At 39.7% G+C, this 22,242-nt stretch carries 19 protein-coding genes; 16 read left to right on the forward strand and 3 right to left on the reverse strand.

The genetic code is table 11. From position 1 onward, the window contains the following. Positions 1-49 precede the first annotated feature (49 nt). Complete coding sequence (locus tag MQE36_RS02125; RefSeq protein ID WP_341461484.1) at positions 50-709, reverse strand: CBS domain-containing protein; 660 nt, start codon at positions 707-709, stop codon at positions 50-52. A gap of 202 nt (positions 710-911) precedes the next feature. Between MQE36_RS02125 and MQE36_RS02130 the strand changes: the two genes are divergently transcribed. The 15 genes from MQE36_RS02130 (at position 912) to MQE36_RS02200 (ending at position 19,382) form a co-directional block, all read left to right on the forward strand. Then, positions 912-1,628 carry a pyridoxine 5'-phosphate synthase gene (locus MQE36_RS02130; protein WP_242937556.1) on the forward strand — a complete coding sequence of 239 codons (717 nt, stop codon included), beginning with the start codon at positions 912-914 and terminating at the stop codon, positions 1,626-1,628. Beyond that, the gene (locus MQE36_RS02135; RefSeq protein ID WP_242937557.1) at positions 1,625-2,395 is read left to right on the forward strand and encodes an alpha/beta fold hydrolase; all 771 of its coding nucleotides are present in this window, start codon (positions 1,625-1,627) and stop codon (positions 2,393-2,395) included. The genes MQE36_RS02130 and MQE36_RS02135 overlap by 4 nt, the downstream gene beginning before the upstream one ends. A gap of 33 nt (positions 2,396-2,428) precedes the next feature. Then, complete coding sequence (locus MQE36_RS02140) at positions 2,429-3,676, forward strand: OmpP1/FadL family transporter (RefSeq protein WP_242937558.1); 1,248 nt, start codon at positions 2,429-2,431, stop codon at positions 3,674-3,676. A gap of 46 nt (positions 3,677-3,722) precedes the next feature. Beyond that, positions 3,723-5,201 (forward strand): SGNH/GDSL hydrolase family protein, encoded by a 1,479-nt coding sequence (locus MQE36_RS02145; protein WP_242937559.1) that lies wholly within the window; start codon positions 3,723-3,725, stop codon positions 5,199-5,201. An 89-nt stretch (positions 5,202-5,290) separates the two neighbouring features. Further along, a complete protein-coding gene (locus MQE36_RS02150; RefSeq protein WP_242937560.1) occupies positions 5,291-5,635 on the forward strand; it encodes a phage holin family protein in 345 nt (114 codons plus the stop codon). A gap of 102 nt (positions 5,636-5,737) precedes the next feature. Then, a complete protein-coding gene (gene tig / locus MQE36_RS02155) occupies positions 5,738-7,060 on the forward strand; it encodes a trigger factor (RefSeq protein ID WP_242937561.1) in 1,323 nt (440 codons plus the stop codon). 73 nt (positions 7,061-7,133) lie between these two features. After that, a complete protein-coding gene (clpP, locus tag MQE36_RS02160) occupies positions 7,134-7,808 on the forward strand; it encodes an ATP-dependent Clp endopeptidase proteolytic subunit ClpP (RefSeq protein ID WP_242937562.1) in 675 nt (224 codons plus the stop codon). Positions 7,809-7,829: 21 nt separating this feature from the next. Beyond that, entirely contained in the window at positions 7,830-9,062 is a 1,233-nt protein-coding gene (clpX, locus tag MQE36_RS02165) for an ATP-dependent Clp protease ATP-binding subunit ClpX (protein WP_242937563.1), read from the forward strand. A gap of 165 nt (positions 9,063-9,227) precedes the next feature. Further along, positions 9,228-9,806, forward strand: coding sequence for an RNA polymerase sigma-70 factor (locus MQE36_RS02170; RefSeq protein WP_242937564.1), 579 nt, complete (start codon positions 9,228-9,230; stop codon positions 9,804-9,806). A gap of 68 nt (positions 9,807-9,874) precedes the next feature. Further along, the gene (locus MQE36_RS02175; RefSeq protein WP_242937565.1) at positions 9,875-10,837 is read left to right on the forward strand and encodes a FecR family protein; all 963 of its coding nucleotides are present in this window, start codon (positions 9,875-9,877) and stop codon (positions 10,835-10,837) included. A 90-nt stretch (positions 10,838-10,927) separates the two neighbouring features. Further along, positions 10,928-14,302: a SusC/RagA family TonB-linked outer membrane protein gene (locus tag MQE36_RS02180; RefSeq protein ID WP_242937566.1), complete on the forward strand. Its 3,375-nt coding sequence runs from the start codon at positions 10,928-10,930 to the stop codon at positions 14,300-14,302. A 12-nt stretch (positions 14,303-14,314) separates the two neighbouring features. After that, positions 14,315-15,730, forward strand: coding sequence for a RagB/SusD family nutrient uptake outer membrane protein (locus tag MQE36_RS02185; protein ID WP_242937567.1), 1,416 nt, complete (start codon positions 14,315-14,317; stop codon positions 15,728-15,730). Further along, positions 15,730-16,773: a dipeptide epimerase gene (locus tag MQE36_RS02190; RefSeq protein ID WP_242937568.1), complete on the forward strand. Its 1,044-nt coding sequence runs from the start codon at positions 15,730-15,732 to the stop codon at positions 16,771-16,773. Before MQE36_RS02185 ends, MQE36_RS02190 begins: the two co-directional genes overlap by 1 nt. Further along, complete coding sequence (locus MQE36_RS02195; protein WP_242937569.1) at positions 16,763-18,112, forward strand: serine hydrolase domain-containing protein; 1,350 nt, start codon at positions 16,763-16,765, stop codon at positions 18,110-18,112. The genes MQE36_RS02190 and MQE36_RS02195 overlap by 11 nt, the downstream gene beginning before the upstream one ends. Before the next feature lie 13 nt (positions 18,113-18,125). Then, a complete protein-coding gene (locus tag MQE36_RS02200; RefSeq protein WP_242937570.1) occupies positions 18,126-19,382 on the forward strand; it encodes a DUF819 family protein in 1,257 nt (418 codons plus the stop codon). On the opposite strand, the gene MQE36_RS02205 is transcribed toward MQE36_RS02200, so the two are convergent. Further along, positions 19,379-20,893 (reverse strand): GH3 auxin-responsive promoter family protein, encoded by a 1,515-nt coding sequence (locus MQE36_RS02205; protein ID WP_242937571.1) that lies wholly within the window; start codon positions 20,891-20,893, stop codon positions 19,379-19,381. The genes MQE36_RS02200 and MQE36_RS02205 overlap by 4 nt on opposite strands. A gap of 166 nt (positions 20,894-21,059) precedes the next feature. Between MQE36_RS02205 and MQE36_RS02210 the strand changes: the two genes are divergently transcribed. Beyond that, on the forward strand, positions 21,060-21,854 hold the full coding sequence (locus MQE36_RS02210) for a DUF2797 domain-containing protein (protein WP_242937572.1): 795 nt from the start codon (positions 21,060-21,062) through the stop codon (positions 21,852-21,854). Between the two features lie 26 nt (positions 21,855-21,880). On the opposite strand, the gene rpsU is transcribed toward MQE36_RS02210, so the two are convergent. Further along, entirely contained in the window at positions 21,881-22,075 is a 195-nt protein-coding gene (gene rpsU, locus MQE36_RS02215; RefSeq protein WP_242937573.1) for a 30S ribosomal protein S21, read from the reverse strand. Positions 22,076-22,242 lie beyond the last annotated feature (167 nt).

A 22,242-nucleotide genomic window follows, 5' to 3' on the forward strand; every position in this document is an offset into this window, starting at 1 on the left:
GCCTCCCCTTGTTCATGCTACAAAGATGGGAGTCATTTTCATGTCTGCATTAAATATTCAGGAATTTTTTCAAATAATTAGAACGTTCTTTAAGGTCTTCCAGATATATATCATCGTCATTTCCGGAAACGACGTTATAGTTATACCGTCTAAAAGTCTGCATCACGGTATTTAAACCTATATTCCCAACCTTCAGGGTGATCTGGGTTACTTCATCCCGGATCTCGGAAATAAAAGCACCGAGCAGTTTACCGTTATCACTCTCGACTATCTGGGATATTTCGCTGAAGGAGTAGTCCTGCGATCCTTTTTCTATAATAAGAATTCCTCCGGGTTCATTTAAAAAAGGCGTTTCTTTAAACAACCCCACTATGTCGATCAATTCATAATACCCGACATAAACGTTATCGTCGTCTATAACCGGCATGATGTTCGCGTTGTTTTGCGCAAAAGCTTCGAGCACATCGATCCAGTTCGTGTCCTTACGTACAAAAAAAGCGTCAAGTGCATACTGATAGTCCTTAACCAGCTTTTCTTCATCGCACCCCTTGATATCATCTTCCGAAATATTCCCCAGTAAATACCCATCTTCTACCACCGGCATATGGGTGAAGGTGTGTCCGTCGAAAGTTTCACAAACCATGTTAACGGTCAGGTTCGGTGAAATCGGCACGATATCGTTGTTTATATAAGAAAGAATATTCATCATCTATTTATTCTACAAGCAAATTAATTAAAATTAGGTTGTATTAAAACTATTTACCCTATAAAAAATTACAATTTATAATATATCCGCAATTACCCCCTATCCCTATAGCTTTTAAGTCGCGGAAAATAATCATTCATAACATAAAACAGCTTATGATAACTTTGTATTTTTGTTATCGTAATTTTATAATCATTGAATTAAAATGACCAAGCTTAGTGTAAATGTCAACAAGATTGCCACTCTCAGGAACTCAAGAGGGGGTGATGTTCCAAATTTAATCAAAACCGTCAAGGATATTGAAAGTTTCGGAGCCGAAGGTATCACCATACACCCAAGACCTGATGAGCGCCATATCAGATATCAGGATGCCCGCGATCTCAAAGAAGTTGTTAAAACCGAATACAATATCGAAGGGAACCCTATCAAAAGCTTCATAGATCTCGTTCTTGAAATACGGCCTACGCAGGTAACCTTAGTTCCCGATGCCGAAGATGCGATCACTTCAAATGCGGGCTGGGATACTGTAAAACACAAGGATTTCCTGAAGGAAGTGATATCAGAATTCAAAAGAAACCATATCCGCACTTCCATTTTTGTGAATCCTGTCGTTGAAATGGTTGTGGGGGCTGTTGAAACCGGCACCGACAGAATAGAGCTGTATACAGAAGCATACGCCCATGCATTTGCCGAAGGAAACAAAACCGGCATCCAACCATATATCGATGCCGCTGTAGCAGCCGGTAAAGCCGGACTGGGTATTAATGCGGGACACGACCTAAGTCTTGACAACGTGAAATTCTTTAAAGAAAAAATCCCCGGCCTGCTCGAAGTATCCATTGGCCATGCCTTGATATCAGAATCTTTATATTTAGGTCTTGAAAATGTGATCCAACTGTACTTAGGCAAATTAAACTCATGAAATTACTACACGCTAAGATTATAGGAGAAGGAAAACCACTCATTATCCTTCATGGTTTTTTGGGTATGGGAGACAACTGGAAAACTCTTGGCTCCGAATTCTCACAGCACGGCTTTCAGGTACATCTTATCGACCAAAGGAATCACGGGCGAAGCTTCCATTCTGACCTATTCAGTTATGACGACATGTCTGGCGACCTGCTGAACTACCTGAATCACCACAATATTGAAAAAGCCAGTATTCTAGGACATTCGATGGGAGGTAAAACCGCCATGCTCTTTGCCTCTCAACACCCTGAAAAGGTCGAAAAACTGATCGTTGCCGACATTGCTCCAAGATATTACGCTCCACATCACCAGGATATCCTGGAAGGATTAAACGCTTTAGACTTTAGCCATATTCATTCCAGAACAGAAGCCGACAAAGAACTAGCGAAGCATATTCAGGTAAAATCAATTAGGCAGTTTTTATTAAAAAACTTATATTGGCAAGAAAAAGAAACGTTAGGCTTTAGGTTCAACCTTAAAACATTAACAGAAAAAGTAAATCAGGTTGGTGTTGCGCTCCCAAAAGAAGCCTCCTATTCAGGGAAGACCCTTTTTTTAAGAGGCGGCAATTCTGACTATATACAACCAATTGATGACCCGGTCATCAAAGATCATTTTCCATTAGCCACCACCACCACCATCACCAATGCCGGGCATTGGTTACATGCAGAAAACCCTAAAATGTTCTTTAAAACAGTTTTAGATTTTCTGAATGACTAGCTAAATTATCAACTTTTTAAAACTTTAATTTAAATGAAGAGAAGTATTCTTTTTACCCTACTGCTTTGCGCCGGTTATTCGGTGTTTGCGGGAGGCTACAGAGTTGCATTGCAAGGAAACAAGCAATTGGCTATGGGACACACAGGTGTTGCCGTTCTAAACAGTACAGAAACCGTATTCTTCAATCCTTCCGGGATGGCCTTTTTAGAGAATAAATTCAGTGCCAGCTTGGGGGCTAACTTTATTTTTTCAAACATTAGTTTTCAGAACTCCGAGTTTGGCTGGAGCTCACAGGCAGACAATCCCGTAAGCACTCCTTTTAATGCATATGTTGCTTATAAGGTTAACGACTGGTTAAGCGTGGGATTGGGCGCATACACCCCATACGGGAGTAGTGTTGAATACCCGAAAAACTGGGAGGGATCTCACTTGATACAAGAAATAGAGCTACAATCTATATTCATCCAACCTACGGTGGCAATCAAAATCAACGATAAAATGAGTATTGGCGGAGGGCCCATTTTCGCTACCGGAAGCGTTAACTTCACCAGAAACCTGGACAGGTCACTGACAGACCTGAGAGGTGAACGCGCAAACGTATCAATTGAAAAAACAGGAATCAATGCCTGGGGTTATACGCTTGGAATAACATTCAGACCTTCTGAAAAATGGACTATAGGCATGAACTATCGTTCAGAAATTGAGATGGAGGCCGAAAACGGGACTGCTGATTTTGAAAATGTTCCTGAAGGCCTGCAAGGCCAGTTTGCAGACGGAACCTTTGATGCCACGTTACCCCTTCCTGCGGAACTCACTGTCGGTACTTCATACCAGGTTAACGACAAATGGCTTTTCGCTTTCGACCTTAACAGGACCTACTGGAGTACATACGAGAGCTTAAACCTGTCGTTCAGCAACGGGATCGAATCTGTTAATCCCAGAAATTACAAAAACTCAACTACCTACCGTTTCGGGGCTCAATACAAGGCCAACGAACAATTTACATTAAGAGGCGGGTATTACTTTGACGAATCTCCGGTACAGGAAGGGTATTTTGCCCCTGAGACCCCCAGAAATGATTCCGATAACTTTACAGCCGGTTTAACTTTTAACGTTAACAGTCATTTTGCCATCGATGCTTCCTTTTTATACATCCATTTTGAAGAAGTTGATGCCAGTTACGATTACCACCCTGAAAGCAATGGACAGACTTCATCTTTCGGGGGGACATACAAGAACAATGCCTTTATCCCCGGCTTGAGCGTTTCTTATAAATTCTAATCGTTAAAAGTAAATCATCTCGATCATCGAGTAAAAAGACAAGATCATGAAAAAAACATTATATATTCTCATCAGTGCCACGGCATTCTTTGCATGTGAGCCTGAATTCAAGAATCCTGTAGACGAGAACAATGCATATACCAGCGGAGATGCCGATTTCTCTAACTATGTTTCGGTAGGAAACTCTTTAACGGCAGGGTACGCAGACGGAACTCTTTACTTACAAGGACAGCAGAATTCATACCCGAACATTATGGCAGGACAATTCTCCCTCGCCGGTGGCGGCTCTTTCAATCAGCCACTGGTTAATGATAATACAGGCGGCCTTGTCTTATCAGGGCAGCAAGTTGCCAGTACCAGAATGGTATTGGATTATACCGATCCTGCCAACCCTGCACCTGTTAACCTGGAGGATACCCCGACCACAGAGGTTACCAACATATTAGAAGGCCCGTTCAACAACATGGGGGTACCGGGAGCTAAAAGCTACCATTTAGTTGCAAACGGATACGGCAATATTGCTAATTTTCCGGCTGCAGCCAATCCTTATTTTGTTCGCATGGCCTCGACTCCTGATGCCTCAGTACTCGAAGATGCCGTAAGCCAGTCTCCATCATTCTTCACTTTATGGATCGGAAACAACGACATCCTGGGTTATGCCACTTCGGGGGGAACAGGCGTTAACCAGACAGGGAACTTAAACCCGGCTACTTATGGAGGGAATGATATCACAGACCCGAATGTTTTTGCGAATGTATACAACAGCCTGCTACAAGGTCTTACCGGCAATAGTGCCAAAGGCGCCGTTGCCAACTTACCGAATGTAACTGCCATTCCGTTTTTTACTACAGTTCCATACAACGCTATTCCGATGGATGCCGCAACTGCTGCGCAGGTCAACCAGGCTTATGCCCAGTATAACGGCGGGTTACAACTAGCATATGCCGGAGGGTTGATTTCAGCTGAAGAACTGGCTCAAAGAACTATCCAGTTCGGAGAAGGACAAAACCCTATCGTTATTCTTGATGAAACACTAACAGACCTGTCTGCACTAAATCCGGCATTCCAAAATCTCAGACAAGCTACCGGAGCAGACCTGATCCTTTTAACAACCCGTTCTGTACTCGGAACACTCGCCGATCCCAATAACCCTTCTTCAGTGATCGGAGTGGGAGTCCCGCTTAATGATTCGCAAGTATTAATCGAAGCTGAAGTTGAAGAAATCACCAACATACAGCAAATGTACAATAACACCATTCGAGCACTGGCAGACCAATACGACCTCGCTTTTGTCGATATGGAATCCATGCTTAACAAGCTTTCAGAAGAAGGCATCGTATTTAATGGCGGAACTGTTACCAACACCTATGCAAGTGGCGGTGGCTTTTCACTGGACGGGGTACATCCTACCTCACGGGGCTATGCCATTATCGCAAATTCTTTTATCGAATCAATCAATACTAAATACAATGCTACAATACCTGTTGTAGAACCGGGTAACTATCCTACAGTTTTTATTAAATAGAATTACCATTTCATAATTAACAAGCGCTTTCTTATACCGAAAGCGCTTTTTTTATATCTTTAGGCTACATCAAACAAAAAAATCAGACTATGAAACTCATCTTACGCGTATTACTAACCGCTCTTGCAGTCGTTATTTTAGCTAAAATCTTAGGAGGCATATCAGTAGACAGCTATGCTACTGCAATAATCGTTGCGGTGGTATTAGGACTGTTAAACTATATCGTAAAGCCTATCCTGATCATATTCACCCTCCCGGTCACCATTCTTACCCTGGGTCTATTCCTGCTGATTATCAATGCCATTATTATAATTCTTGCAGACAAACTTGTAAGTGGTTTCGATGTGTCCAACATATGGTGGGCATTATTGTTTAGCTTATTACTTTCATTTTTACAATCCATCCTGTTTTCCATTTTAAAAGAAGACAAATAAATTAACATATCATTTGAAATTCAGCCAGTTAAAAAGTTGCTCAGCTTTTTAAAATGTTATACTTTTGCACACCGTTTTAAGCGACTAAATTATATTTTAAAAATGAACATTACTAGAGAGCACATTGATGAGCTGAATGCGATTGTAAAAGTTGACATAGCAAAAGAAGACTATAGCGATAACGTTGAAAAAATATTAAATGATTACCGTAAGAATGCCAATATCCCAGGATTCAGAAAAGGTCACGTACCTATGGGAATGGTAAAAAAGCAATACGGTAAAGCTGTTTTAGTAGACGAAGTAAACAAGCTCCTACAAGAAGCTTTGAACAAATATTTAACTGAAGAAAAACTGGATGTATTAGGAAATCCGCTTCCTAAAGCACAGGACAACCTCAACTGGGATGCCGAGGATTTTTCTTTTGAATTTGAATTAGGGCTTGCTCCATCTTTTGAAATAGATTTAAAGAGTAAAAAAGCAATAACTCATTACAATATCATTGCTGACGACAAAATGATCGACGAACAGGTAGATCGTATCCAGAAGCAATACGGTAAGCTGGTTGCTAAAGACACCGTAGAGGAAGGCGATGAAATTACCGGTGTTTTTGCTAACGAAGAAAAAGAGATTGAAAACAAAACGACACTTCCTTTAGAAAAAATAAAAAGCAAAAAAGCTGTTAAAGCTTTAACAGGAGCTAAAGTGGGTGAGGTTGTGGAATTAAGCACTAAAGGTCTTTTTGAAGACGACCATGATCTGATCCAGTACCTGAAAGTTGAACACGACGATGCGCACGGGCTGGACATTACTGTTCATTTCACTATTGAAGAAGTTAACAAAAGGGAGCCTGCAGAGCTTAACCAGGAACTTTTCGACAAACTGTTCGGAGCGGATGTAGTTACCTCTGCTGAAGAGCTGAAGGCTAAAATAAAAGAAGATTCAGAGAAACAATTCGTTCAGCAAGCAGACCAAAAACTTCTTAATGATGTTACGGAGTACCTGGTAGAAAACACCAAATTCGATCTTCCTGCTGAATTCTTAAAAAAATGGATTCAGGAAACCGGAGAACAAGCACTATCAGAAGAGCAGGCAAGCGAAGAATATGAAAAATCCGAAAAAGGGTTAAGATATCAATTAATTGAAGGAAAAATCATCACAGACAATAATCTTCAGGTAACTTTTGAAGAACTTAAAGATTTTGCCAAAGATTACATCAAGATGCAAATGGCTCAATTTGGTCAGACCGAACCTGAAGAAGAGGCTGTAGAGAATATCGCTCAGCGTGTGCTTTCTAATCAGGAAGAGGTTAAAAGGTTATCAGATCAGCTAATGAGTCAAAAATTGATCACTTTTTATAAGGAAAATACCAATCTTAAGACCAAAGAACTCTCTTATAATGACTTTGTAAAGGAAGTTTACGGTTAATAGATTATAAAAATAATTATCTTTAAGGCGTTAAACTTTGTATTAACGCCTTTTTTATAAAAAATAACCATATATGGACTACGGTAAAGAATTTAAAAAATATGCAACCAGACACCACGGTGTTAACAGCATGTATTACGATAAACTGGTAAGTGCCATCACTCCTGTTGGCATGACCCCATACATTATTGAAGAGCGTCAGCTGAATGTTGCACAAATGGATGTTTTTTCGAGATTAATGATGGATCGAATTATATTCATGGGAACAGGTATCGACGACCAGATCGCCAATATCATTCAGGCGCAATTGCTGTTTTTAGAAAGTGCCGACTCTTCTAAAGATATTCAAATATACATCAACTCTCCGGGCGGTAGTGTATATGCCGGATTGGGCATATACGACACCATGCAGTTTATAAAACCGGATGTAGCTACCATTTGTACGGGTATTGCAGCTTCAATGGCCGCAGTATTGTTATGTGCAGGTCAAGAAGGTAAACGCTCTGCTCTTCCTCATTCGAGAGTGATGATTCACCAACCATTAGGAGGCGCACAAGGACAGGCAAGTGATATTGAAATTACGGCCAGAGAAATTCTGAAACTGAAAGAAGAACTATACAATATCATTGCCAAGCACTCAAACCAGAAATACGACAAGGTTTACCAGGACAGCGATCGTGATTACTGGATGAAGGCCAATGAAGCTAAAGAATACGGAATGATTGATGAAGTGCTCACCAGAGGGTAATTCATTATAAATGTAAAAAAGATGGCGAAAGAAGAATTAGAATGTTCCTTCTGCGGAAGGAAAAAACCTGAAACCAATCTGCTGATTGCCGGTTTAGATGCACATATATGCGACAGATGTATCGAGCAGGCATACAGTATTGTAATGGAGGAGTCCAAACAAAGCAAGGCATCTGAACTATCATCAGAATTGATCTTGAAAAAACCGATCGAGATCAAAGAATTTCTGGATCAGTTTGTCATCGGACAGGACGTTACCAAAAAAGTATTATCTGTTGCTGTATACAATCATTACAAAAGATTGTTGCAACCAGATTCCAAAGACGATATTGAAATACAAAAAAGCAATATCATCATGGTCGGACAAACAGGAACCGGTAAGACATTAATGGCCCGTACCATCGCTAAAATGCTCAACGTCCCCCTGGCTATTGTAGATGCGACAGTATTGACTGAAGCCGGTTATGTAGGTGAAGATGTAGAAAGTATACTTACTCGCTTGTTACAGGCCGCAGATTACAATCTTGAAAAAGCTGAACGCGGTATTGTTTTTATTGACGAGATCGATAAAATTGCCCGAAAAAGTGACAACCCTTCTATTACGAGGGATGTTTCGGGTGAAGGGGTTCAGCAGGCTTTGCTAAAACTCCTGGAAGGGACTACTGTTAATGTTCCGCCCAAAGGAGGCAGAAAGCATCCGGATCAAAAGTTCATAGAAGTAAACACAGAAAACATCCTGTTTATTGCCGGAGGTGCTTTTGATGGGATTGAACGTGTTATTTCCAAGCGTTTAAACATGCAGGCTGTCGGATACAGCGCCTCAAAAAGCGAAGATGTTATCGACAATAAGAATCTCTTGCAGTACATCATCCCTAAGGACCTGAAGGAATTCGGACTGATCCCGGAAATCATCGGGCGCCTTCCAGTATTGACCCATATGAACCCTTTGGAAAAAGATGTATTAAGAGCTATTCTTACAGAACCTAAAAATGCCATTATCAAGCAATACGCCAAGCTCTTTAAAATGGATGACATTGAATTCTCCATTAGCGATGATGCCCTGGCATATATTGTTGAAAAGGCAATGGAATACAAACTCGGAGCCCGGGGTCTGAGATCGCTTTGCGAAACCATACTTACCGATGCCATGTTCGAGTTACCGACTGCAAAGGAATCTTCATTCCATGTAGACAAAAATTATGCTGAAGAAAAGCTTACCAAATCAACGATCAATAAATTGAAAGCTGTTTCTTAAAAGCAATTATTATAAAATTTAAAAGGGTCATAATTACAGATTGTGACCCTTTTTCTATATGATTGACTCCCCTCCGCTAATCAAATTTAACACCGTCTCCCTAGGTTAAACAAAGCTGAAATAGAAAAAATGTTTATCTTGTTGCCAGCTAACTAAATTATAAGTTTGAATACAAACAGGGTAAATAATTCTTTTTTTATCAATAAATTAAAGAAGGGAGAGGACACTGCCTATGAAGCACTGTACCATCTCTACTTTGAAAAGCTTCATCATGTTGCCATAAACTATATTGAGAATCACCAGGATGCCAAAGAAATCGTCCAGAATATTTTTTATAAAATATGGCAAAAAAGAGCAAACCTGGCTGTAGACCTCAATCTTAACGCCTATTTGTTCAAAATGGTTAAAAATGACTGTTTAGATTATCTCAAACACATTAAAGTGCGATCTAAATATCGAAACCATATTGAAAGGGAGCGGGCTATCATTAACCAACGGGGCCTACAAGACAATCCCGTTACCCAACTCATCGAACAAGAGCTTTTTGTAAGAGTCAATCAATTAATAGATGAACTACCTCCTTCCTGTAAAGAAATTTTCATTAAAAGCAGGTTTGAAGGGAAAAAACATAAGGAAATCGCCCGGGAACTCAACATATCTCATAAAACAGTTGAAAATCAAATATCCAAGGCATTGAAACACCTTCGAAGTGAACTTCAGGAATACCTCACCTTATTCCTTTAAACCAATATTTTTCACTTTTTTTCAAATTTAACATAGGGGTTACCTCCATGTAAATCGTTCTTATATATATGAAGGAAAAAGATTTACTAAATTTTATCGAGCAAAAAGGGGATGCAACATTACATCAGCAAGTTATATCCTGGATTAATGAATCTCCGGAAAACGAGGCCCGGTTTCATAAAATAAAGGCCCGGTACGTAGCGCGTTTTGAATCAAACAGAAATATAAATGCCCAAAAAGAATTCATACGCTTTAAATCTAAAACAAAAAGAAAGACGAAACTTTACTACGGAGTTGCCGCTTCATTCATAATCGGGTTTCTTATCCTGACATCTATCTTCCTGAACAATCACTTTCTGAATACTGACATCCCGATTGAACACACTGCGCTGTCTAAAGAACAGAAAGAGTTTATATTAGACGACGGCACAAAAATTTACCTCAACTCAGGTAGTACTTTAATAATCGACCCCCTATACAATACAGAAAACAGGTCGGTAAAACTAAAAGGAGAAGCATTCTTTGATGTTGTAAAAAATCCTGACATACCTTTTATCGTTAACACAGAAAACGACATTAAGATAAAAGTACTGGGAACCTCTTTCAACGTAAAATCATACATCAACGACAATACCACAGAGACAACACTTGTAACCGGAAAGGTTGAAATTTACGAAGAGAACAACAACAGTCCGCTAACTACACTTGTCCCCAAACAACAAGCTGTTTTTAATAAAAAGGAAAAGACCATAAATGTAAAAGAGGTAGAAACGTCTCAGGTTACCTCCTGGAAGCAAGGCTTGCTGGTATTTGACAATTCACCTATGTCTGACGTAATCAAGAGCATAGAACGATGGTATGGCGTAAAAATCAGTATTGAAGACAACAGCATAAACGACTATTCATTCTCCGGAAAATTTAAGAGACTCGATAAAATAGAAGAAGTATTAGAAATGCTAAAAACCGCTTCCTCTATTAATTATAACTATGAGAAAAAAAGCAATGCAATAACACTAAAGAAAAACAATTAGCAAATCATAAAGGAGAGTGCTGGCACACTCCCCTTTTCAAATGATTCTAATTGTCAAACAAGGTTTAACAATCTAAAACTGTTTAAAGTTATGAAAAAAAAGCAAAAAGCTGCATGGCGTGCTATACGCTCGACTTGTTTATGCAGCAAACTCACCCGTATCATGAAGATTTACTCGTTGATTTTGTGTCTCACAATTGTAAAAATATCAGCCTCCAGTGCCACTGGTTATGGCCAAACGGTAGATTTAAATTACAGCAATACTTCTTTAAAAGAAATACTGTCGTCTATTGAAAAGCAAACAGAATATGTCTTTTTTTACAACAATAAAATGGTAAATGAGGACCTGAAAATCGACGCTGCAATAAAAAGTTCCGACATCAATACAGTATTGAAATCTGTATTAGAAAAAACAACCCTTCAGTACAGGATCCTGGATCATAACATTGTTCTCTACAAGGATAACTATTCAAAAAGGATGATTCGGGGACTTGAAAAAAGCCTTCTTTCAGAGCTTAACACTACCGTATTACAAGATAAAATAACAATTAACGGCACGGTTTACGATGAATCTGGGATACCCTTGCCGGGAGTTAACATCCTGATTCAAGGTACCTCGACAGGCACTCAGACCGATTTTGATGGTAAATACAAGCTGTCTGCTCCTGAAGGAAGCGTCATCGTCTTTACCTACATCGGTTTAAAAACTGAAACAGTAACTGTAAACAGGGCAAAAACAACTTATAATGTAACGCTAAAGCCAGAAGCCAACCAACTTAGTGAAGTTATCGTGGTGGCCTATGACAAACAAAGCAAATCTTCATATACCGGCGCCGCTGTGGATGTAGATATAGAGAAGATACAGGAAACTCCACTGGCATCATTCCAGGAAAGCCTGCAAGGGAATGTTGCGGGAGTCCAGATGTCGACTCAAAGCGGTCAGCCCGGAGCAGCTCCCAATATCAGGATCAGAGGTATCGGTTCTATTAATGCCGGATCGGATCCGTTATATGTAGTAGACGGAATTCCGGTAGTTTCAGGGAACATCGCTGAAATAGCCACAAGTTCGAATACCATAGCAGGGATCAATCCGAAAGATATTGCCTCGGTAACCGTATTAAAGGATGCCTCCGCTACTTCAATCTACGGTTCGAGAGGAGCCAATGGTGTTATCCTGATCACTACCAAAAAAGGACGTACAGGAAAAACAAAATTTGATTTCAGCACTCAATATGGTGTAAGCAGTATGATTATGCCCGACAGGCTTCGTCCGCTTAACTCAAAACAACATTTAGAATTACTTTTAGAAGCCCGTGTAAATAATGGCGATACTCCACAAGAAGCTGAAGATTACATTTATAGCAGAGTAGACCGGAACGTAGATACTGACTGGGTGGATGTTATTACCAGAAACGGACAGTACCATCAATACAATCTAAGTGCCAGTGGTGGTAGCGAAAAAACAAATTTCTACGCTTCAATGGGGTTGTTTGAGCAACAGGGTACTATTATAGGAATTGACTACAAAAAACTCAATGCAAAGGTGAACGTTTCGCATCAGGCTACTGATAAACTTCATATCGAGTTCGGAGTCGCTGCGAGTAATCAGAAGTTAGATACAAATGACGATGCAGGGAATGCCTCGAATCCGGTAAGGGCCCTTTACAGAGTTGTTCCGTGGGAACCTGTTTATAATGAAGACGGAAGTTACAACACCGATATATTACTTACCTATAACCCGGTAGGGATTGTCAATGAAAACATAAGAGAAACAAAACTCTATGGAATTTTAGGAAACCTTGGCCTTACTTATAAATTTAATGACAACCTCAGCTTCGAGACAAAAGGGAATATCGACTTCAACCTCGCTGACGAATTCAGATACGATAACCCTTATTTCGGTTTGGGCAGAAACGACGGAGGACGAGGAAGAGCTTTTGACAATAAGGTCATCAACTATAACATCACAAACCTGTTAAAGTATAAGTGGCATATTAATAACGATCATAACCTGAACTTTATCTTCGGACAAGAAGCTCAAAAAATAACCAGAAGCTCCGTTTTTGCATATGCAAGTAACTACGGGGCACCGGGACTTACAACCCTGGAGAATGCCTCCGTATACCGTGAAGCTTCGAGCAGTAAAACAGCATCTTCCATAGCTTCTTATTTTATCAATACCAATTATACGTTGAAAAACAAGTATATCTTTAATATCACAGCCCGTAGAGACGGCTCTTCGAGATTTGGATCTGATGTAAGATATGCTAATTTCGGATCTGTTGGATTCGCCTGGAATATCAGCTCTGAAAGTTTCCTGGAAGACTCCGGATTTATCAAGAGACTTAAATTAAGAACGAGTTATGGTATTAACGGAAATCAGGAGATTGGTGATTTTGCCTCCAGAGGCTTGTATGAAACCGGGGAAGACTATGATGGAGAGCCCGGATATGCGTATAGTCAACAATCGAATCCGCAACTAACCTGGGAAAAGAATAAACCTTTTAACGCGGGGGTGGACTTTAATTTATTTGACCGGATTAATGGTACTGTTGAATATTACACCCGAACGACTACTGATTTATTATTCAGGGTCCCTATATCTGCCACCAACGGAATTACCAACTATCTCGCTAATATCGGAGAAATGAAAAATTCAGGCTGGGAGGTAGCTTTAAACTCGGTAAACATCGATAGTGAAGGTGGGTTTCTATGGTCGACTAATCTGAACTTTACTTCGAACATAAATGAAATTACAAAACTTCAGGATGATGAACCTATAGTAGACGATCAATACATACGGGAAGTTGGAGACGATTTTTACACTTTTTACATGCCGGGCTATGCTGGTGTTGATCCTGATAACGGAGATGCGTTATGGTATACAGACGAAACAAAAACCACCACCACCAACGACTATAGTGAAGCACAACCATTTAAACAAGGAAGTGCCCTTCCTAAGTTTTATGCGGGTCTGACAAATAGTTTTGCATATAAAAATTTCGACTTCTCCTTTATGTTCTACCTGAACTATGGCAATAAAGTATACGACTACTGGGGCCGGTACACAAACAGCGATGGTAGCGCCGGACTTAACGACAGAGGGAATATGACACAAAATATCTACAACAACAGGTGGCAGCAACCCGGAGATATCACAGATGTTCCTAAAGTAGTTTGGGGCAACAGACAGTCGGGGAGATCCAACCAACATTCAACAAGGTTTTTATATGACGGAACTTATTTACGTCTACGCGACATTTCTCTCGGATACACCTTGCCTGAAGAAATCTCTAAAACGCTAAAGATCAACAATCTTAGATTTTATATTAAAGGAACCAATATGTTAACGTGGGTTAAAGACGATACTATTGAAGTAGATCCTGAAGTTGGCATTAACGGACAATCCGATTTAAGAATCCCGATATCCAAGCAGTTCTTATTCGGTGTTGATTTTTCATTCTAAAAAAGTAATATCATGAGTAAATACATAAAAATAATATTGATAGCTACTGTTGTTTTTTCCATATCAACATCATGTAGCAGCGATTTCCTCGAAATCGACCCTGAACAAAACGTCGCTGCTGAAAATGCAGTTACTGATATAAACACCCTTCAAACGGCAATCAACGGTGTATACAGTAAGCTGCAAAGTGCTGATTATTACGGAAGAACCATGTATGTAATTCCGGAACTCATGGCCGACAATCTTTTCCTGAGTTCAAGAAATACCGGAAGATATATTGATTACGACAGTTTTATTGTTAGTGAAGAAGATACTTTTGCCGACAATACCTGGAACATTTTATATGAAGTTATAGTGAACGCTAACAGGGCTATTGCAGGTGGTGAAAAACTTGAGGCCATTTCAACAGGTCAGCAGGAACAGATTGACCAATTGGTAGGAGAAGGTTATGCTTTACGGGCACTTGCTTATTTCGACCTGATTCGCCTTTTTGCCCAGCCTTATAACTTTACTCCGGACGCATCGCATACAGGCGTTCCGATTGTGAATACCGTTAACGAAGATGAAGTTTCTCCCGCAAGAAACACGGTTCAGGAAGTATACAGTCAAATTAATCTGGATTTAAATTCGGCCATTAACAAAATGAAGATCACCAAAAAAGACGGAAGATTTTCTAAAAATGCGGCCAAAGCTCTTGCCGCAAGAGCTTTCCTTTATCAGGAAGATTTTGTAAATGCAATTAAATACAGTACTGAAGTTATTGACAGTGGCGACTTTTCTCTCGTTACTAATGACGCATACAATTCGATTTGGGAAGACAAGTTTAACCCGGAATCTATCTTTGAAATCGTAAATACCATTGCAGACAACGAAGGCTCCAACAGCCTGGGTCATTATTTTGATCCTGACGGATATGCCGATGCACTTGTTACAGATGATTTGTTTAATCTTTACGCTCCGGGAGACAAAAGGCTTTCTGTAATTGTGGAAGGCGCTAAATCCGGAGCTGAAGAATCGGCTTTATTTGTTGGTAAATTCCCTAAAGGCACATCGCATGACGACAATATCAGAATTTTAAGGCTGGCTGAATTATATCTAATCAGAGCGGAAGCCTATGCCAAAACCAACAAAATTGCCGAAGCGCAAACAGACATTAATACCATCTCTTCAAGAGGCGACATAAACTCAGCACCTATATCCGATACAGGAGAAGCCTTAACAGACCGGATCTTACTGGAAAGAAGAAAAGAGTTAGCATTTGAGGGGCATCGGTTATTTGACTTGAACAGGAATAAAAAGGATGTGAGAATTATTCAGAGTGAGAATATCATAAACGCATCTTATCCTAATGATAAATTCATTTTGCCCATTCCGCTAAATGAATTAAACGCCAACCCGAACATTGAACCGCAAAACCCCGGCTACTAATGATACAATTATCATTTAAACCTTATATTTTATACAAAAAACATGTTTTCAGAATTGCAGGTGGTGCTCGTACGAGTACCCCGGCAGTTTTGGTTCGTTTTAAGTACGGAAATCTCAGAGGTTACGGGGAAGCTTCCATGCCTCCGATGTATGGAGAAAGTATAAAGACGGCCACCGCTTTTTTAAATCAGGTTGATTTGTCATCGTTTAAAGACCCCCTGAATGCTGAAGAAATTTTAGATTATATAGACAAAATATCTCCGGGCAATCCCGCCATCAAGGCAGCCCTGGACATTGCACTCCACGATCTTATTGGTAAGATATTAAACATCCCTACCCATGCTTATTTTGGTTTATCGAATAAAGAACTTACTACAAGTAAAACCATAGGAATAGATACCCCTGAGAATATTACCAAGCGTATTAATGAAGCTGAGAAATTCAAGGTTCTTAAAATAAAGCTGGGGGGAGGTAATGATGAAGCTATTATAAGTACGGTCAGAAAAGCTACTGACAAACCTTTATACATAGATGCAAATCAGGGATGGAAAGACAGGTCGGCGGCTCTTGATAAGATTGAATGGTTAAAAGAACAAAATGTAGTCTTTATAGAGCAACCCTTACCCAGGAAAGCTTTCGATGACATGCAATGGCTTGCGACACATTCACCGCTACCTATAGTTGGCGACGAAGGTATTCAGCGTCATTCTGATTTGCAGTCTGCAAGCAATTATTATCACGCTATCAATATAAAACTCATGAAATCTACAGGTCTCCGGGAAGCATACAAGATGGCTACAACTGCTAAAATGATGGGATTAAAAGTCATGTTAGGTTGCATGTCGGAAACCTCATGTGCCATTGCTGCTGCATGTCAATTGGGAGCCCTGGCCGACTGGATAGATCTCGATGGAAATCTTGGCATCAAGAACGATCCTTACAAGGCTCATGCCGTTAAAAACGGGATTATTTACACCAATAATCTACCCGGAATTGGACTACACCCCCCAAAATGGAAAAAAATCCGATCACATGAAGAATAGAATTCTCACCCTGCTCATCCTCTTTATTGCTTCTGGCCTGGTTACTCTTATAACGAGCTGTAACAGTCCTTCTGACAATAAAAGGCAACCGTTCCGTAATGATGAAAACCTCGATCGTTTTTTCACTACCCTTTACCAAAAAAATATGTTTAATGGTGCTGCAGCCGTCATAAAAAACGGAAAAGTAATTTTCAAAAAAGGGTATGGAACAGCCAACATAGAGAAAAACACTCCTTTTCACACTTCTACAAGTATGGAAATAGCCTCCGTTTCAAAACAGTTTACCGCCGCAGCTATACAATTATTACATCAGCAGAAAAAGTTAGATGTTAATGAAAGTGCCAAAAAATATCTGGGGGAAGAATTTCCTTATCCTGCCATCACCATAAAGCACTTGTTAACGCACACCTCAGGATTGGCCGATTATGAAGATTATTTTAAAGTTAGCTGGGACACAACACGTATAGCTGCCAATGATGATATTTTAAATTACTTTTTTACAGAAACTCCAAAGCTTCTGAGTGAGCCCGGTGAAAAATACAAATATTCAAACTCAGGTTATGTTCTTCTCGCAGAAATTGTCCGAAATACAGCAGGCACACCACTGGATGTATTTTTAAATAAACATATTTTTCAAATTGCTGAGATGAATCACACAGGTTTTTACGACAGAGACAGTATCTGGACAGCTCACAATTATGCCCCCGGATATATGTTTAAAATTGATTCCTGCAAACTCGTAAAACCGGAATTGCTTTCAGGGAAATATTATTATTACTTTTTAAGCGGGCGTCTGGGATCAGGAAGATTATCATCAAGCATCGAAGATCTTATTAAATGGGACAGCATCCTTTACTCTTCAAAAATCTTTAACGACAACAGCAAGGCTATGATTTTCACTCCTCATCCACCTACAAACGACGATTCAGATTATGGGTTCGGTTGGCATATTAAAGAACATGACAGCATTGGAAAAATTGCATACCACACCGGGAGCTGGGCCGGAAACCTTTCATACATCAAAAGGTATCTGGATAAAAAAAATACGGTTATCATTTTAAACAACACTCATCATTCGGCATACATTAAAGAAATACGAAAAACCGTTGACAATTATGTGATGGGAGGGACATTAGAAGTACCGACGCTTAAATTAAGTGAATTATTAAAAAATCAAATTTGCGATTTAAACAAAGACAACATTGAACCATGGTATGCTAAACTTACCGCCATTGATAAAGACACCACTAACCTCAGGAAGCTAAGCGACAAATATGTAAAGTCGGGACAAAAAGAAAAAGCTTATCTTGCCACTTTTTTAATTGACAAATTAAAGTAAACCAGAATATAATATGGAAGAAACACATTCTGCCCTTATTACAAACGATGCTGTTGTTTTAGGCCTTCTGGCTGTAATACTAGGTATTATTTTCAGCACCTCCTCCAGCAATAACCCATATTTAAAGAAATTCTACAGGATTATTCCCTCGGTACTCCTTTGTTACTTTATACCTGCCCTGTTCAACACCTTTAATATTATTGACGGAGAGGAATCTCAACTTTACTTTGTTGCATCGAGATACCTGCTCCCTGCCAGCCTGGTTCTGCTTACTATCAGTATCAATTTCAAAGAATTGAAAAAATTAGGGAGCAAGGCCATTATCATGTTCCTTACCGGTACATTAGGTATTATTATAGGCGCGCCCGTTGCACTTTATCTTGTCGGTTCGATATTTCCGGATGTTTTAAACCCGGGAGGAGAAGAAGTTTGGCGGGGGCTAACTACTATTGCAGGAAGCTGGATAGGCGGAGGAGCCAACCAAACCGCCATGTTCGAGCTTTTTGAAGCCAGCAACGATCTCTTTGCTCAAATGATTGCTGTTGATGTGCTTGTTGCCAACCTTTGGATGGGCTTTCTTTTATACTGGTCTCAACGTCCGCAAGTGATCGACAAATGGTTAAAAGCGGACAGCAAACCAATTTATGACTTACAAAAAAGACTGGAGGACCAGCAGGCCGGTAAATGGCTGCCTGTAAATGCCAACCGCCTGATGATCCTGGTGGCTATTGGTTTTGGTATCACGGGACTTGCTCACTTATTTGCCGATATTATAGCACCGTTTTTCCAAGAGCATTATCCGCAACTCAATAAATACTCTTTGAACAAAACCTTCTTTTGGATTATCGTAATAGCCACTACTTTAGGATTAGGCCTTTCTTTCACCAAAGCACGGAAGGTTGAATCGTATGGCGCTTCTAAAATGGGATCTGTTTTTCTTTACATCCTTGTAGCCACTATAGGTATGCATATGGATCTTGGGGCCGTTTTAGACAATCCTAAGTTTTTCCTTATAGGAATTGTATGGATCCTTATACACATTATCATTATGCTGATCGTTGCAAAAATCATCAAAGCTCCGTTCTTCTTTGTTGCCGTTGGTAGTCAGGCTAACATAGGCGGTGCCGCTTCAGCCCCCATAGTTGCTGCGTCGTTCAGCCCTTATCTGGCCCCGGTTGGTGTACTGCTGGCTGTATTAGGTTATGCCGTCGGCACCTATGGGGCGTATATTTGTGGTATTATCTTATCGAATGTATTCGGAATGCTTTAGGTGTTCATATCCAAAAGCTCTTCCAGATAATCACGGGCATTCGACAAGCGGGGGATCTTATGCTGTCCTCCGAGTTTGTCGTGTGCCTTCAGCCAGTCATAGAACAGATCCTTTCTGGCTACATTCAGTTTCGGCATGTTTAAGGTCATATCCATATAGCGCTTCGCCTCATAATCAGAGTTAAGGGCCTGCAATTCTTTGTCTAATATAATTTTGAAATCATCAAATGAAGTCGGTTGTTTCCTGAATTCGATCAGCCACTCATGAGCTCCTTTGTCTTTCCCTTTCATAAAAACCGGTGCTACCGTATAATCTATAACTTCTGCTTCCGTTCCGGCACATGCTTTTTTCAAAGCCTGCTCGGCATTCTCAATTATTAATTCTTCTCCAAAAACATTAATGTGATGCTTCGTTCTTCCGGTCACTTTTACCCTGTATGGATTTGTTGATGTAAATCTAACGGTATCTCCTATCATGTATCGCCAAAGACCTGCATTGGTAGTGATCACCATGGCATAATTTTTACCTGGCTCCACTTCCCATAACGGAATTACTTTTTGGTTCGGCGTATTAAAGGTTTCCATTGGTATAAATTCATAAAAGATACCGTAGTCCAACATCAATAAAAGTTCGTCTGAATTATTACGGTCCTGAATAGCAAAAAACCCTTCCGAAGCATTGTATATTTCATAATACTGAAATGAGCCCCTCGGCAACAACTTTTCGTATTGTTCCCGATACGGATTAAAACTGACCCCTCCGTGAAAGTAGACCTCCAGGTTATTCCATACTTCAAATAAATTTTCTTTCCCGGTTGTTTCCAGCACCTTATTAAGCAACACCAGCATCCAGGATGGTACTCCGGCAAAACTGGTTACATCTTCCTTTATGGTTTCTTTTACTATGGCCTCTAATTTGGTTTCCCATTCACTCATCAAAGAAACTTTATTGCTGGGGGTGCTTCCCATTTCAGCCCAAAAAGGAAGGTTGTCTATGATAATAGCCGAGAGGTCTCCGAAAAAAGTATTATTTAACTCATATAATTCTTTGCTCCCCCCCAATCGTAGACTTTTACCATCAAACAATCTGCTATTCTCGTTATTGTTAAAATAAATAGAGAGCATATCCTTTCCTGCCTTAAAATGACAATCTTCCAGGGCTTCATTGCTAACAGGGATGAATTTGCTTTTTGCATTTGTTGTACCACTACTCTTTGCGAACCATTTTATCTGGCTTGGCCAGAATATATTCTGCTCTCCTCTTCTGGCCCTTTCAATCATGGGTTCGATATCTTCGTATCGGCTTAACGGCACTCTGTCTGCAAAGGCTTCATATTTGTTGAGGGATTCAAAACCATGCTTTTGACCCAACTCAGTATCCTTGGCCACCATCACCAACTGATTTAGTAGTTCTACCTGAACTTCCTCCGGATATTTCAAGAATAGCTCTATTTGGTAAAATCGTTTTTTTAATAACCATGATGCAACTGAATGAAAAAGCGGTATTGGCATTTTTTGATCTATATTTTCTAGGTACAACAAAAAAACTGAAGTAACAGCACAAGTATTTCCCTTAATCTACGAAAGCTCTAAAAATTTCATCATTGAAACTTTCAGTAATTTTCAATGGATATAAAATTAATGTACTTTTGGATAAAAATAACAAAAATCTTTAAGCATGTACGAAGGTGTCCTAACAAAAATGCAAACAGAATTTACCTCACCTATCAATTACTTTCTTGTATTTGAAAAGGATTTTATTCACATGAATCAGTTGTTAGACAAAAACATAAAAATCTCCTTCGTAAAATACGAGTGTCTTAATTGTCATTTAGACAAGGAAATATACCGCCAGGGATTTTGTAAAACCTGCTTTTATGAAGTACCACAAGCTGCAGACTGGATACTGAAACCAGAGTTAAGCAAAGCCCATTTAGACGAAGAAGATCGCGATCTGGCATTTGAAAAAAAAATGCAGTTACAACCGCATATTGTTTATTTAGCACTCTCGAGTGATGTAAAGGTAGGCGTTACACGAAAATCGCAAGTCCCAACCCGCTGGATAGACCAGGGTGCCAATCAGGCCATTGAAGTAGTAGAGGTTCCTAACCGGTATCTGGCAGGCATCACAGAAGTAGCGCTTAAAGAACATATGACCGATAAAACGAATTGGCGTAAAATGCTTACCAATGAAGTTCTTGATGCCAACCTTATAGCGGAAAAAGATCGATTAGATGATTTTTTACCGGAGGAAGTAAAAGAATATTATCTGGAAAATAATCAGAAACTATATGATTTAAATTATCCGGTACTTGAATACCCTCAAAAAGTAAAAAGTCTGAATCTTAAGAAAACCCCGGAATACGAAGGAATCCTCAAAGGGATCAAAGGGCAGTACCTGATCTTTGAAGATCAGACCGTATTCAATGTAAGAAGTTATGAAGGGTTTGTAGTGAGGATAGAGATTAACTAGTAAGTACTATCCTCACCTATTATTTTTTAATCTTCATTCTGTCTGGCCCATTCCTGCTTGTAAGCAGCCTTTGCTACCTCTTCTCTTCTCAACTGAGATTTCTTTGTAAAGTGCTGATTATCTCTCAGGTTTTTAAGTTGCTGTGTTTTTCTGTACTTCTGTTTGTAACGCTTTAGAGCTCTGTCGATGCTCTCTCCTTGCTTAATTGGTATTATTAACATATATATAAATTTTAATCGTTAAAGACGAGAAACGGTATAACCCTATAGCCACCTCAATCTCTTAAATCAGCAAAGAATCAAAAAAACAGGAATAAATAAAAAGAAGTATTTATCCGGGAAGAATAATAAATTTCTACTTAAGATCAACTATTGCCAATGCTTCTCCA

The organism is Zhouia spongiae, from assembly GCF_022760175.1.
Taxonomy (GTDB): Bacteria; Bacteroidota; Bacteroidia; order Flavobacteriales; family Flavobacteriaceae; genus Zhouia; species Zhouia spongiae.